This is a genomic window from Octadecabacter arcticus 238, from assembly GCF_000155735.2.
In the GTDB taxonomy this organism is placed as follows: Bacteria; Pseudomonadota; Alphaproteobacteria; order Rhodobacterales; family Rhodobacteraceae; genus Octadecabacter; species Octadecabacter arcticus.
The window spans coordinates 5,065,175-5,080,330 of record NC_020908.1; the positions used below are offsets into that span (position 1 = coordinate 5,065,175).

General features: G+C 55.1%; 11 protein-coding genes and 1 pseudogene. 9 read left to right on the forward strand and 3 right to left on the reverse strand.

The annotated features are described in order from the left end of the window. Positions 1-131: 131 nt before the first annotated feature. Positions 132-1,104: pseudogene (locus OA238_RS26230) on the reverse strand (IS5 family transposase). A gap of 506 nt (positions 1,105-1,610) precedes the next feature. On the opposite strand from OA238_RS26230, the gene OA238_RS26240 reads away from it, so the two are divergent. Then, the gene (locus tag OA238_RS26240) at positions 1,611-2,621 is read left to right on the forward strand and encodes an integrase core domain-containing protein (protein WP_015494160.1); all 1,011 of its coding nucleotides are present in this window, start codon (positions 1,611-1,613) and stop codon (positions 2,619-2,621) included. Here OA238_RS26240 and OA238_RS32300 read toward each other — a convergent pair. Next, positions 2,603-2,833 carry a hypothetical protein gene (locus OA238_RS32300; protein ID WP_144055994.1) on the reverse strand — a complete coding sequence of 77 codons (231 nt, stop codon included), beginning with the start codon at positions 2,831-2,833 and terminating at the stop codon, positions 2,603-2,605. The genes OA238_RS26240 and OA238_RS32300 overlap by 19 nt on opposite strands. Beyond that, the gene (locus OA238_RS26245; protein WP_015495242.1) at positions 2,830-3,312 is read right to left on the reverse strand and encodes a transposase; all 483 of its coding nucleotides are present in this window, start codon (positions 3,310-3,312) and stop codon (positions 2,830-2,832) included. The genes OA238_RS32300 and OA238_RS26245 overlap by 4 nt, the downstream gene beginning before the upstream one ends. Before the next feature lie 194 nt (positions 3,313-3,506). Between OA238_RS26245 and OA238_RS26250 the strand changes: the two genes are divergently transcribed. From OA238_RS26250 to OA238_RS26285, 8 genes are all read left to right on the forward strand, one after another. After that, positions 3,507-4,763: an ROK family protein gene (locus OA238_RS26250; RefSeq protein WP_015497505.1), complete on the forward strand. Its 1,257-nt coding sequence runs from the start codon at positions 3,507-3,509 to the stop codon at positions 4,761-4,763. A gap of 23 nt (positions 4,764-4,786) precedes the next feature. After that, positions 4,787-6,622 carry a TRAP transporter permease gene (locus tag OA238_RS26255; protein ID WP_015497506.1) on the forward strand — a complete coding sequence of 612 codons (1,836 nt, stop codon included), beginning with the start codon at positions 4,787-4,789 and terminating at the stop codon, positions 6,620-6,622. An 86-nt stretch (positions 6,623-6,708) separates the two neighbouring features. Further along, the gene (locus tag OA238_RS26260) at positions 6,709-7,692 is read left to right on the forward strand and encodes a TAXI family TRAP transporter solute-binding subunit (RefSeq protein ID WP_015497507.1); all 984 of its coding nucleotides are present in this window, start codon (positions 6,709-6,711) and stop codon (positions 7,690-7,692) included. Positions 7,693-7,751: 59 nt separating this feature from the next. Beyond that, positions 7,752-9,260, forward strand: coding sequence for a sulfatase (locus tag OA238_RS26265; protein ID WP_015497508.1), 1,509 nt, complete (start codon positions 7,752-7,754; stop codon positions 9,258-9,260). Beyond that, entirely contained in the window at positions 9,208-10,431 is a 1,224-nt protein-coding gene (locus OA238_RS26270) for a mandelate racemase/muconate lactonizing enzyme family protein (RefSeq protein WP_144055995.1), read from the forward strand. Before OA238_RS26265 ends, OA238_RS26270 begins: the two co-directional genes overlap by 53 nt. After that, positions 10,428-12,065: a GMC family oxidoreductase gene (locus OA238_RS26275; RefSeq protein WP_015497510.1), complete on the forward strand. Its 1,638-nt coding sequence runs from the start codon at positions 10,428-10,430 to the stop codon at positions 12,063-12,065. The genes OA238_RS26270 and OA238_RS26275 overlap by 4 nt, the downstream gene beginning before the upstream one ends. After that, on the forward strand, positions 12,065-13,660 hold the full coding sequence (betC, locus tag OA238_RS26280; protein WP_015497511.1) for a choline-sulfatase: 1,596 nt from the start codon (positions 12,065-12,067) through the stop codon (positions 13,658-13,660). Before OA238_RS26275 ends, betC begins: the two co-directional genes overlap by 1 nt. A 70-nt stretch (positions 13,661-13,730) precedes the next feature. Next, the gene (locus OA238_RS26285) at positions 13,731-15,116 is read left to right on the forward strand and encodes an aldehyde dehydrogenase family protein (protein WP_015497512.1); all 1,386 of its coding nucleotides are present in this window, start codon (positions 13,731-13,733) and stop codon (positions 15,114-15,116) included. Positions 15,117-15,156: the final 40 nt, after the last annotated feature.

Consider the following 15,156-nt stretch of genomic DNA (forward strand, 5'->3'; position numbering starts at 1 on the left):
CCAACAATACTCAAACACCAGATTTGACAATAACTCAATAGCAATCCCGCACGCTTGCACTGTCTCCCGACAGTTGGGGCTTTGTTGAACAAATCTTCCTAAGGTTGTGCCTCTCCTTACCCCAGACGGACTTAGCCTATGGCCACGGTACTGGGTATGCCAAGAGCTGTGAAGCCATTTAGGATTGCCGCACGTATCTGGATCTCGGCAACCTGGCGATCGAAGTCACGCGCGGAGAGGCGCTGACCAAGCAGTTTGACGCAATGCATCTTTGTTTCGACGCGGCTTCGGCGGTGATACCCGGTTACTTGCCGCCACAATGCGCGACCGAGATACTTTGAGGATCGAATCGCTTCATTTTGCGCCTTAGCTCCGGGTGTGTCAGGTTTCCACAGCTTGGCGTTCTTGCGTGGTGGAATGACAGCATTTGCATTGCGGGCAGCGATCGCATCATGGCATTTTCGGGTATCGTAAGCACCGTCCCCTGTGACAGTGCCAATCTCTTGGTCCGGCGGGATCTGATCGAGTAGGTCAGGTAACATGGGTGCGTCCATTGCCCGGCAGTGGTTTGTTTGCAAACCATGAAAGGTGCCGATGCTGCTACTCGTGACCTCGACAGCACGTATCTCCAGTTTTTGCTCATCGATACCAATGTGGATCTTGCGCTAAAGGCGGCGTTTAGGGCCGCCATGCTTACGCGCGTTCCACTCTCCTTCGCCCTCAACTTTAATGCCAATGCTATCGATGAGCAGATGTAACTGCCCCGGTGAGCCCCGATAGGGAATGGCGACCGGCAATGGCTTCCGTCGCCAACACAAGGTGCGAAAGTCTGGCACTGTCCAGTTCAGCCTGATCAATTCCAGCAGACTTTCGACAAAGCCAGCCGTCTGCCTCAAAGGCAAACCCAACAGTACTTTGATCGTCAGGTGAGGCTTGTATCGCCGCATCGCTATAAGCCTTTTGACGTCCGCGTGCGCCAGAAGGCTTCGCCTCCCACGACATCTCAGCGTCAAACCAAACCGAAAGGGACCAACACTGCTTCAGCGCTCGGTTGTAATCTGACCAGTTCCTGGTCTTGTAAGTCGTCGGTGTCCAGCTGCTCATGGCAGTCAGCTACCACACTGGATTCACAACATGAATCCTCTCAGCCGATTTGTGCAAAAAAGCCGAGGATTACGGTAAAAACTCGTGAATTACTGGCAGGTGTTTGCTGCCAAAGTCTCTTGACTGACGAGGCCTTTGATGCGGACTGGCTTCGGGAGTTATTGGCTGAACGGAGCATTGAGGCCATTATTCCACCAAAATCCAATCGTAAAAATCCAGCATCATGCGACATGGAGATCTACAAGTGGAGGCACCTCGTGGAAAATTTCTTTCAGAAACTCAAAGAATTCAAACGCGTAGCAATGCGTGCGTGCAAAGCCGATACCAGCTTCGAAGCCATGATAAACATTGGAGCAATAATCATTCGCACAAGATGAATATCAACAGGCCCTAGAATGACATATTCCTATGAATAAGTTCAGATAGATGTGAGTCAAAATTTTGTTGCCAAGATTTAGGCGACCTCGGAGACTGAGAATTGAAAGAAACCAGCTCACGAGGCCAATATGCAAATCATCGGACTGCACAAGAACGTTTATAAACTTTATGCTTGGGCGCGGACACAAGAATGTTTGGACGTGTACCGTATCAAATACGAAGGTCAGGTTCGGCAATGGGACGACTTACGTACAGAGGGCGTTTCTCTATCAAAGTGCGCTGAATTCGTCGGCATCTCGCGCGCGACATATTACCGTCACAAGCGTATTTTGAAGGATTTGGCGCAGGCAATCATACCGCCTTCAAAGGCTCCCAAACGCTGCAACAAGTCACAGTGGGGCGAGGCAGAAAAGCAATTGGTGCTTGAGGCCCGCCGCGACAATGAAACCTACGGTAAGGAGAAAATAGGGGCCATCTTGCGTCGCGACAAAAAGCAAACCATGAGCGATAGCACCGTGGGGCGCATTTTGAGCTTTCTAAGGAAAAAAGGCCTGATCACACGATCAAGATCTGCGCCCCAAAAGCGCAAGCGTAATTTTTCCAAGGGGCATGCCAAGGGATGGAAATATAGGGATTACAAAGATATTGTGGTTGGCGAGCGTGTGCAGATCGATCATATGACTGCCACGAAGAACGGCGTCACGTGCAAACACTTTCAAGCCTGGGAGAGGTGTAGCAAGCATATCCACGCGCAAGTTTATTCGAATGCCACGGCACGCTCTGCCAAACGGTTTTTGCAAGAACTCGTGGAAATAGCTCCCTATAAGATCATCTCAATTCAAGTCGATGGCGGGTCTGAGTTTATGGCCGATTTTGAGACAGCGTGCGAACAGATGGAGATCCCGCTCATTGTGCTGCCGCCAGCAAGGCCAAAATACAACGGTGGTGTCGAGCGCGGTAACCGCACCTTCCGCGAAGAGTTCTATGCATGTCGTGATCTCATTGCCGACAGCATAGGAGCGATGCGGTTTGAACTTCGAAAAGCCGTCAATAAATACAACACATTCAGGCCTCATCATGCCTTGAAAGGCAAGACACCAATGGAGTACATTCGAATCACTCAGGCCAAAGTCGTGTGAGTCTCAAAACACCTGAACCTATACAGCAATACCTGGTCTCTTTCCCTTTCCGGCAGAGCCCGCGAAGACGCTGCGCGCGGTGGGCGTGTGCGTGGTGGTGCCGTCAGCGCCGCACGCTGTCGAAGAACGCTCGCGCGCGATAATGATAGCGCGGCGCAGACAGCCGAGGTCAAGCCGCTGCCGGTGGGCAATGCAATCGCGACGGCCATCATGATTTGCCGCTGCGCTCTTGCGTCTGCTCCATCTCGTCCAGAAGTCCCACCACTTTTTTTTGGATGGCAATGATGGCTTCCGCCTGATCCAGACGGCGCCGCAAGGCTGTCACCTCACGGTTGGCCTTGGCCAGCTCAGCTTGCAATGGATTGGCAGGTGCCTTTTGTGGGCCACGGCGCATTGGCTGCAATGCACCCAATGTGCCGGCCGCCCGCGCACGGCGCCAATCGGTCAGTGCAGAGGAATAAAGCCCCTCCCGCCGTAGAATGGCGGAAACCCCGCCAGTGTCTGCCACTTGGTCCGTCTCATCCAGAATGCGCAGTTTGTATTTGGCTGTGAAGTTGCGTCGCTTCGGGATGCTCGTCAGTTCCGCTGTGGGAGCCAACGGCGCATTAACAACGCGGGGAGGCGACGTTGGGGCAAAAACGGCTCCAGATCCAGCATCTGGCGAAAGTGGTGATTGTGAAGGCATAACCATGGGTTCGTTCTCCTACGCCCTCAAGTGTAAACTTTAGCCAGTCAATTGTCTCACGCTTATTGGCACGGAGGGTTCCTCAACCGGACTGGGCCTAAGGGAAGCTCGACCAGCAAGAGATTTGCGTAACAAAGCCTCTTGACACGACTCATTACTTATTTAATTACAGTAAAAAATAAATAAGACTGGACCTCAAGATGCCACCTAAGAGTCAAAACGTGGACACGATGCGGAATTTCAATCGCGCCAACGTTATGAAACTCGTTCTGGAGTTTCCCGGTATCGACCGCAGTCGCCTTGCTGTCGATACCGGACTGACCAACGCCACGATGACCCGTATCGTGCAGGAGCTTCTGGCATCAGGGCTCGTAAGCGAAACGACCGACAAAACGGTCAGTCAGGGCCGTGGACGCCCGCGGACCGGGTTGGAAATCAACGCAAAGGGCGGATACGTTCTTGGCCTGAGCATCCTCGCCCTTAATACCAGTGTCGTGCTCGCCGATCTTTCGGGTGCGATGATTGGAAGTGTGTCGGTCGAGCCTGCGGATCTGAGCGATGCAAGACGAACCCTCGATGAGATTTGTGCGGCCGCTGAAAAAATGGTCTCCGACCATGGGGTAGAGCGCAATCAGGTTCTCGCCGCAGGTGTCGCGATTGCTGGCTATCTGGATGTTGAGGGTGGGACATGGTTGCATTCGCCCTATCTGCGCTGGCCGCCATTTGATGTGCGCAAAAGCCTCACGAACCGTCTGAACCTTCCGATCACCGTTGAAAACGTAAACCGTTGCATTGCTGTCGCCGAAACCCGCATCGGCTGCTGCGTGGGTATGACGGATGTGTTTCTGGTGCGTGCGGCCCTCGGATTGGGTGCCGCCTCGATCTCAAATGGCCAGGTCCTACGTGGTCACAACAACACTGCTGGGCAGATCGGGCATTTCCCCGAGGGTAGCGACGGTGTGATGTGTTCTTGTGGGAAATCTGATTGCATCACGATGGCGGCATCGGGTTGGGCCATTCTGGACCAGCTAGAGTTGCGAGATGCAGCAGGCGATGGGCTTGATTTGCTCGAAGATCAGGGGGCAAAGCTGCTTGCGGTTTTAGAGCAATCGCAAAGCGATGTTAAAATTGCGCAAATCATCCGTCAGGCGGGGTCAGCCCTTGGCCGCCATTGCGTGACACTGCTGCGCGCCCTTGACCCTGAACGTATTGTGCTGGCGGGTCCTTTGGGGCGCAGTGCAATCTATGGTCAGGCGTTTCGGGACAGCTTGGTGCGAAATGGCATCTCCGCTGAGATCATCACTGCACATGACAAGTCTATTTCTGCGTCCGCCATGGCAGCCTCTGCACTGAGCCTCGCCGAGAACGTCTACTCGCCGACTTTCGATGTTCAAAAAATGTTGACCCGCAAATCAGATGATGCCCGCGCATCTGAAAAAACGGTGTTGGTTCTGTGATGGAAAATAGAGGGTCAAAGCACATGAAGATACTGCCTACATTTGCCATCGGAGTGAGTGTCGCGCTTGTTCTGTTCAGCCTGTATACAGCGGCATTTGGCGTCTTACCTGATGTGATGCAACGCGGCATTCACCTGTCGCTGGCGATGATCCTCGTTTACGTGCACGCGGCTTCTGCCTCCTACGAAAACGGCAATCGCCTGAGGGTGTTCGTTTTGCTGGGCCTTGCCATTCTTGGGCTATGTGCGGCGGGGTATCAGGTCGTGTTTTATGACGCTGTTGTGTCACGCTATGGTGCGATGACCGACGCTGAAATCGTCATCGCAACTGTTGCTGTTATTGTTTTGCTGGACGCGACGCGACGCACGATAGGCTGGTCCATGGTGGTGCTGGCGTTGGTCTTTCTGGCCTATGCGTTCTGGGGGAACCTGCTTTGGAGCGATATCGCACATCGTGGGTATGATTTGAAGCGAGTGTTGGCTCAGGTCTTTCTAGGGGCGGACGGAATTTTCGGGACACCGCTGGGCGTAAGTGCGACGTTCGTGGTCCTGATCGTCATTCTGGGTGCCTTGCTGGAAGCCACCGGCGCGTCAGGCGTATTAATGGATATAGCGGTTGCGATGACGGGTCGCTCACGCGGTGGTCCTGCCAAAGCGGCAGTCGTGGGCAGCAGTCTGATGGGTATGATTTCGGGCACGGCTGTTGCGAATGTTCTGACCACGGGCACCATATCAATCCCCCTGATGAAGCGCAGCGGATACAAAGCGCATGTGGCCGGCGCGATCGAAGCGGTTGCGTCAACAGGCGGGCAGTTGATGCCACCGATCATGGGGGCGGCGGCCTTCCTGATGGCCGATATCATCGAGACACCTTACACAGACATTGCCCGCGCCGCGATTATTCCTGCCGCCTTGTTCTATCTTGCGGTCTTTTCAGCGGTGCATCTTGAAGCAGTGAAATCCGGCCTGAAGCCGATGGACTCGTCCGAGATACCGTCAGCCAAGAAATCATTGATTGAAAGTGGCCATGTCTTGTTGGCGATCCCGGCCTTTGTCAGCTTTTTGATGGTCGGGTATTCGGTGATGTTCTCGTCGCTTTGGGCGATCTATGTTCTGGTCGCTTTGTCGTGCTTGCGCCGCGGCACATGGCTGACACCCCGCAAACTGCTGTCCGTGTGCAAAGCGACGGGCGAGGCCGTATTGCCCGTCGCCATGGCGACAGCCACTGCGGGGATCATCATCGCGGTCGTGACGCTGACCGGCATCGGCCTGAAATTCAGTTCTTTGATTGTCACGCTGTCGGGCGGTAGCCTGTTTTTAGCGCTGGTTCTGACAATGCTATCCTCGCTTATCCTTGGCATGGGGTTGCCAACAGCGGCGGCCTATATTTTGGTCGCGACACTGGCGGCGCCTGCACTTGTCAATCTGGGCGTTGATCTGCTGGCCGCTCATATGTTCGTCTTCTACTCCGCGATGTTGTCTGCGATCACGCCGCCCGTCGCACTGGCCGCTTTTGCAGCTGCCGCGATTTCGGGAGAGAACCCGATGCGGATCGCCGTGGTGTCTGTCAAGTTTGGCATCGTCGCCTTTGTCATTCCTTACTTCTTTGTCTTGGACATTCGACTGCTGGGGATTGGTGACTTTTCGACCCTGATCATACCTGTGGGCACAGCCGGCATTGGTGCAATGGCACTTGCTGGTGCTGCGCAGGGCTGGTTCGCGGGCGCACTTGGCTGGGTTCTGCGGATAGCACTTTTCGCGGGTGCGATGATGCTGATCTTTCCGGGAATGATCACCAATATCGCCGGTCTTGTGGCGCTTGCAGCGATCTATGCCTTTCAGAAATTCGCCAAGCCATGACCATCCGTCAATTCACCATCATAAGCGGCCGCCCAACTTTGAGTGGCCAACTAAGAAACCAACCAAATCAAACTAGGGAGACTACAATGAAACTTTTGAAAATACTCGCGCTATCGGCGCTTAGCCTCGGGGCTGTTGCTCCGGCGATGGCGCAGGATACCTTTGTATCCATTGGGTCAAATCCGGTCGGAAACGCGGCCTATCAATGGGCCGCCGGAATTGCTGATCTGATCAACCGAAATGTCGATGGCGTGCAGATGACCGCCGAGGGCACAAAGGGCTACGTTGCCAATGTGCGTCTGATGTTGGACAGCCAGATTGAGGCCGGCTTTTCAAATTCAAAGCTCGCCTATGAGGCCTATCTGGGCGAGGGTGACTATGCAGACGTCGAGCCGGGACAAATCCTAAGCTGGATGTCAATTGCACCCATTGTTCAGCATGTGGTGGTGATGGAAGATTCCGACATCATGGATTTGTCTGATCTTGCGGGAAGGCGCGTTGGCATTGGCCAACCCGGCGGCACATCCATGCTGGATGCCGAGATTCTGCTTGAGGCAATCGGCCTGACACCTGGCGAAGATTTCACTGATTTCCGCGTCAATCTTGGTCAGATGGAAACAATGCTGTCGGATGGTCAAATTGATGCCTTCATGTGGAACGGCTCCATTCCATTGCCACCAATCATCAAGCTGACTTCGCAAAATGACATACGCATTTTGCCAATTCCAACTGACGTCTCAGATGCGATCCGCGCCCAATACCCTGCTTATTCTGAGGGTGATCTTCCGGCCAATACCTATGAAGATCAGCCCGATGCCGTGCCGTCCTACCGTTTGGGCAACGTGCTGCTGATCCGTGCGGATGTGGACGAAGAGATCGTCTATCAGGCCACCAAAACTGTCATGGAAAACCTCGATCATATGGCGACAGTGCATCCTGCATGGGGTCGTGTTTCTGCCGATAGCATCCTTGGCGGCTTCAATGCGCCCCTGCATCCCGGCGCGCTTCGTTATTACCGCGAAGCAGGTGTTCCGGGCATCGAAGAGTTCGTTACACGCACCGCAAACTAAGCGAATGGCCGCGCATCGATAGGTGCGCGGCGACCTTTCCCCAATTGGATAACTGAGACATGAAAACGGTTTTCGTACTGCTCGATTCCCTGAACCGTAACGCGATGGAATGTTATGGATCGACTAGCGTTAAGACCCCCAATTTTGCGCGGTTTGCAAAGCGTGCCGTGACCTTTGACAACCACTATGTCGGCAGTCTTCCGTGCATTCCCGCGCGCAGGGATTTGCACACGGGCCGGATCAATTTCCTGCATCGCAGCTGGGGCCCGCTGGAGCCGTTCGACGATTCATTCCCTGAGCTTTTGAAGCAAACGGGCACCTATTCCCACATCGCGACAGACCACCACCACTATTTTGCCGATGGAGGTGCGACCTATCATCAACGCTATTCGTCCTGGGATTTGGTTCGTGGACAGGCGATTGACCGTTGGAAAGCGCATGTGAACCCCGATCTGGACGGCTTGCGCGAGGATTATCATCCGCTTCAGCATCACCGCGCGAACTATATGATCAACCGGACCTATGTGGCGGATGAGGCCGATTATTGCGGCCCGCAAGTGTTTAAGCTGGGTCAAGAATTTCTGGCCCAAAACCACAAAGACGATGATTGGCTCTTGCAGCTTGAATGCTTTGATCCGCACGAGCCGTTCCATGCGCCGCCGCGTTTCCGCGAGATGTATCCGACCAATTACGACGGCCCGATCCTTGACTGGCCCGTCTACAAACGTGTCACGGAAACGTCTGAAGAGATCGCAGAACTGCGTGCGAATTACGCCGCTTTGACTACGATGTGCGATGAGTATTTCGGCAAATTACTGGATTTCTTTGACGAACATGATCTGTGGAAAGACACCTGTCTGGTGCTGACCACGGACCATGGATTTCTGCTGGGCGAACATGATTGGTGGTCCAAGAACCGGATGCCCGTCTATGATGAAATCGCGCGTATCCCATTGATGATCGCCCATCCCGATCACGCCGATCAGGGTGGCACGCGGCGCAAGGCCCTGACGCAGTCAACCGACATTATGCCAACATTGCTCGACCTACACGACAAGGACATTCCGCAAGATGTCTTGGGCAAATCACTGCTGCCCTTACTGGACAACGATCATGATATCCGCGACGCGGCGATCTTTGGTTATTTCGGGGCCGCCTGCAATGTCACCGACGGGCGCTATGTTTATCACCGCTACCCCGAGAAACTGACGGCTGAGGGCTTGTATGAATACACCCTGATGCCAACCCGCATGACGACGCGATTTTCAATCAGTGAACTGGTTGGCGCGACGCTGGCGAACCCGTTTGATTTTTCCAAAGGCGTGCCGCTGCTGAAACTCAAGCCGCGAGCAAACGAAGCAGGGGAGACGATTGAAGTGCAGGGCATGGATTTCGCAGACACCCAGACCCGCCTGTATGATCTCCACAGCGATCCAGATCAGACAACGCCAATTGATAACCCGGAGGTCGAGGCATGGCTTGTCGCTGCCATGGTCCGCCTAATGGTTGAGGCCGATGCGCCGCAAGAACTGTTCACTCGTTTTGATCTACCACTCGAAGGGGCTTAACATTCCTGATTTGGTTTCGCCACAATTCTCAGATGTTGACCTGACATTCACCATCGCCAGCGCCGCTGCATTTGTGATGCGTGTGCCATGCCCCGTGCTTGTCCAGACGTCGTTTGGGACGATGTTTGATCGCCCTGCGGTATTCCTTGAACTGACCGATGACCAAGGTAACAAAGGATTGGGCGAAGTCTGGTGTAACTTCCCATCCTGCGGCGCAGAGCATCGTGCGCGTCTTTTGGAGACTGCGCTTTTTCCTGCCATTCTGGATGTGGCTTTTGACAGCCCCAATATCTGTTTTACGCACCTTGAAAAGCAATTCGCGCGGCTTGCCATTCAAGCGGGTGAGCCGGGGCCGATCGCGCAGTGTATCGCGGGTGTTGATGTGGCGCTTTGGGATTTGGTGGCGCGGCGTGCAAACCTGCCGCTGTTCCGGCTTTTGGGCGGTACAAACGCGACCATTCCGACCTATGCCAGCGGGATAAACCCCGCCAACGCCGCCCAGACCGTTGCGCGTTGCCGCGCAGAGGGTCACCGCGCTTTCAAACTCAAAATCGGTTTTAACCGCGCAGCAGATTTGGAAAACATTGCACAGATCACAGCCGTCTTGGGGCCGGACGAGGCGTTTATGGTCGATGCCAATCAGGCATGGAGCGTGGATGAGGCGCGCGACATGTTACCACAATTAGCTGACTTTTCTTTGGGTTGGCTCGAAGAGCCGATCATGGCGGATCGACCCACCGAAGAATGGCTCTCGCTTGCACTGGCATCCTCGGTTCCGCTCGCCGCAGGTGAAAATATGATCAACGCGCTGGACTTTGCGCAGGGAATTTCCAGACCTGCCCTCGACGTCATCCAACCTGATCTGTGCAAATGGGGTGGCATCAGCGGCGTCCTCCCCATCGCCAAAGACATTATTGCGGCGGGCAAACGCTATTGCCCGCATTATCTGGGCGGCGGCATCGGCCTTGCGGCGTCAGCACACTTGCTTGCGGCTGTGGGCGGTGATGGCCTGCTTGAAACTGATTCCAACGACAATCCCCTGCGCAACCAGTTGTTCGCACCACCTGTCGCGGGCGGACAAATGAAGTTGGCAGAGGCATCAGGCCTTGGCGTCGCTGACCAATTTACCAGCTTTCTGGCGTCAGACATCGCTAAAGGGGACATAAAATGAGCCTGCCAGAATATGACTACATCATCGTCAGATATGGCTCTGCGGGCTTTGTTGTCGCAAATCGGCTTTCCGCTGATCCCGACTGCAAGGTTTTGGTGCTAGAGGCTGGCGGCCAAGACCTCAATTTTTGGCTGAAACTGCCCATCGGCTATTTCAAAAGCATCTATGACTCGCGGTTTTCGCGCGTCTTTGACACGGTTCCGTCCGAACGTGACGGGCATCGCGGTATTGTCTGGCTACGCGGGCGGGTTGTTGGGGGATATAGTTCGATCAACGGACTGATTTATATCCGCGTCCAGCACGAAGATTTTGAAGACTGGCAATCGCTTGGCGCTGAGGGCTGGTCATATGATGACGTGCTACCGCATTTTCGCGCACTAGAGCGGTTTGAGGGCGGCGAAGACAGATTTCATGGGCGCGACGGCGATCTAACTGTCTCAACTCTGCGCAATCAAAGTGCAGCCTGTCAGACTTGGATTGCAGCGGCACAGGAATACGGCCTGCCTGCTAATTCCAATTTCAATGGCGCAACAACCCACGGGGTCGGCGCCAATCACCTGAGCATAGGCAAACGGCTTCGCGCCAGTTCTGCCGTGGCGTTTCTGCGTCCGGTATTGAAATGGTCAAACCTGACACTGCTGACCAACACGCTGGTGACAAAGGTTGAGGTGGACGGCACGCGGGCGGCAGGGGTTAGCTGGACGTCAAACGGGCAGCCATTTGGCGCAAAGGCAAAGCGCGAGGTTATTTTATGCGCCGGTGCGCTGCAATCGCCGCAGATATTGAAGTTATCAGGTATCGGTCCCGCAGACGTGCTGAAAGAACAGGGCGTTCCGGTTGTGTTCGATGCACCAGAAGTCGGTGAGAGCCTACACGACCACTATCAAATCCGGTTGCTGTTAAAGCTGAACCAAAAAATTTCGCTTAATGACGATGTGCGCAACCCGATCAAACTGGCCCAGATGGGGCTGGACTGGATGCTGAAAGGCACAGGGCAGCTGACCGTTGGTGCGGGGCAAGTGGGCGGTGGTGCCTGCAACAAATACGCGAGCCCCGGCAGGCCGGACATTCAGTTCAATGTGATGCCTTTATCGGTGGATAAACCGGGCACGCCTTTGCATCGGTACTCGGGTTTCATGGCCTCATTCTGGCAATGTCACCCCGAAAGCCGCGGCAATGTTCATCTCCAATCGCCCGACCCATCGGCGCAGCCACGCATTGCGCCCAATTATCTGTCTACCGAACTCGACCGCAATGTCATGGTCGATGGCATCAAGGTGTTGCGCAGCATCCACGCGCAACCAGCGTTTCGGCATCTCTGGGACAATGAGACCGTCATTGGCGAAGACCGTCAAAGCGACGCTGAAATCCTTGACGCTGTCCGCAATATGGGCGGTACGGTGTTTCATTCTGTCGGCAACTGTCGGATGGGAAGCGATAGCAGCGCCGTGCTTGACTCGCAATTCCGCGTGCGCGGGGTGCAAGGGCTGCGGGTGATCGACGCATCAGTCATGCCAAAGATCACGTCCGCAAACACCAATGCCGCCACGCTGATGGTCGGCGAAAAGGGGGCGGCGATGATCCTGAACGAAGTCCTGCAACGCAACGCGCAACGCGCAGAGGAGCGTCTGTAATGACCACGTCATCCCGCCCCAACATTATCCTGATTATGGCCGACCAAATGGCGGCCCATGCACTCAGCCTTTATGGTAACACCGTGTGCAAGACGCCCAACCTGGAACGGCTTGCCGCACAGGGCACTGTCTTTGAAAACGGATATTCAAACAATCCGCTCTGCGTGCCCAGCCGTGCGTCGATGCTCAGCGGGATGCTGTCGCCTGACGTTAATGTCTTTGACAATGCCAATGAATTGCCAAGTTCAGTGCCGACGATGGCGCATTATCTGCGCCATGCTGGCTATTGGACGGAACTGTGCGGCAAGATGCACTTTATCGGTCCCGATCAGGAACATGGGTTTAATCAACGCTCGGTTACTGACGTTTATCCGGCAAGCTTTCAGTGGATTGCCGACTGGCAAGCGGGCCCTGCCTTTGTGCCCTCGGGCACTGCGTTGAATGGTGTAGTTGAATCCGGTCCATGCGTGCGCACCATGCAAGAAGACTACGACGACGAGGTCGAACACTGCGCGATCCAAAGCCTCTATGACCGCGCACGCGAACCCGATCGCCAGCCGTTTTTCCAGATCGTTTCCTTCACCAACCCGCATACGCCATTTACGGTCAGTCAGGAGTATTGGGATCGTTACGAGTCCAGTGAAATTGATGCGCCAGCCGTGGGCGCATTGCCATTCGAGGATCTCGATTATCACTCCAAGGCACTGTTCTTTGCCCATGGTCGCCATCGCCACAAGGTCACCCAAAAGCATCTTATAGCTGCGCGACATGCTTATTACGGGATGATTTCTTATGTCGATGACAAAGTTGGGCGCATTCTGGATACGCTAGAAAAGACCGGCCAGCGCGACAACACGGCGGTGTTTTTTGTGTCCGATCATGGCGAAATGCTGGGCGAACGTGGCATGTGGTTCAAGCAGACGTTCTGGGAATGGTCGGCCCATGTGCCGTTTATCGCTTCAGTTCCCGGAATTACAGGCGGCGGGCGCAGCGAAAAGGTGGTGTCCTTGGTTGACCTGTTGCCGACGTTCCTTGATCTTGCGGGGGCTGACAGCCCTGAATTGGCAGGCAGTTCTGTATTGCCGCTGATGGAGGGGGACGCTGACGCATGGCCTGACATTGCGATCAGCGACTATCTGGCAATCGGGCCCTGCGTGCCGTGCCGTATGGTGCGCAAGGGGCGCTTTAAATTCATCTATACGCATGGTCATCCGGCGCTGCTCTATGATTTGCAGGATGACCCGTTAGAATTGAACAATCTGGCCGATAACGCGGCATTTGCAGATGTGCTTGCGGAATTGCAAGCCTTTTCCTTGACCGACTGGGACCCCGTTGCACTAACGATCCGCGTGCTGAAAAGCCAACAAAAACGCAAGGTTATCAAAACAACGCCCGGTGCCGCGCCGCAATGGGACTATATCGCCCGAACTGGCGACGAGGCACGGTTCGTGCGCGCCCAAGGTGTTGATGCCACCAAAGGCAGGTTGCGTTTGCCACAAGTGCCCGAGGTTCCCGCAGATTGGCCAGAGCTTGATCTGGAAACCGTCGCCGACCTGATCGCGGGGCGCCGTAACCTTGATGCGTTTCTGAAGTAGCCCGTTCAGCCACGTTATTCCGTTGCCGTCCTTATGGCCGCGCGCGCTCTCAAACATCTAAGGAAACCCCTTGCCCGTAGACATTTACAACCCTGCAAACCCGTCCGAAGTTGTCGGCACTTTCCCAACTATGTCACCAGATGACGTTCCAGCCATGATGGCTGCTGCACGCGCGGCAAAGCACGAATGGGCAAAAGTCCCCCAGCCAGAGCGTGGCAAAACCGTTGACGCCTTTCTGGACGGGCTGCAAGCACGCACCGAGGATATAGCAACCGCCATCACCCGCGAAATGGGCAAGGTCATTTGTGAATCTCGCGGGAAAGTCAACAAGGCGTTGGGTGAAGGCCGTGCCACGACCCGCCGCGCCTCTGCGCCTATCGGAGAGGTGCTTCTCTCACAGAAACCCGGCACCGTGACCTATTCAACGCGGCGGCCACGCGGTGTGATCGTTGACATCAACCCGTGGAACTTCCCGTTCAGCACACCCATCCGTAAAACAATTCCGGCGCTGGTCTATGGCAACGCGATCGTTCTCAAACCATCCATTGGCACACCGGGTGCCGCATTCATCATGCAAGAAGTTGCTGACCAGATTTTGCCGAAAGGTCTGTTTCAGATCGCTTATGGATCCGGCAATCTTGGCGGCGCGCTGACCTCGGCGCAGGGTGTGGATGCGATCAGCTTTACAGGATCGGTCGGGATTGGCCGTATCGTGGCGCAAGCTTCCGCTGCCAATTTAGCCAAAATCAGTCTGGAATTGGGCGGTAAAAACCCGGAAATCCTGAATGACGCCAGTGATCTGGAGGCGACGCTGGATCAGATTTACATGGCGGCTTTTGCGGTCTGCGGCCAACGCTGCACGGCCATCAGCCGCGTGATCGTGCGCCGCGAACTGGAGGCGGATGTCGTGGCTGGCTTGGCCAAACGGGCGAAGGCCGCAAAGATCGGCAATGGATTGGACAGTGCGACAACCATCGGCCCATTGATGGGCGAAAAAGCGCGGGCAAATGTGGCAGGATTTGTCGATCGCGCCCGCGCCGAAGGGGCCAATGTAGCCGCAGGCGGAGCACTGGTTGGGCAAAACGGCGGTTATTTTTACGCACCGACCATTCTGAGCGCGGTGACACCTGATATGGAGGTCGCCCGCGACGAAGTGTTCGGCCCCGTTCTGGCCGTCATCGCCTATGACACCGCTGACGAGGCACTGGAAATTTGCAACGACGTCGAATTTGGCCTGGCCGCCTGCCTGTATTCAGAGCAAACCCCGCTGGTAGATCGCTTCATAGCCGAAGCAGAAAGTGGGATTATCCACGTCAATTGCGGCAGTTTCCCTGAGGACCACGCGCCCTTTGTCGGGGTCAAGAATTCGTCGTTGGGTGTTGGTGGATCGAACGGCGCATCAACGCTGCATTTCTTCACTCAGGAACATACGGTGTTCCAAAAGGGGCAAGTGTAGGAACCAAGTCCCTAACGCTCACCATCCTCCAGACCAAAAA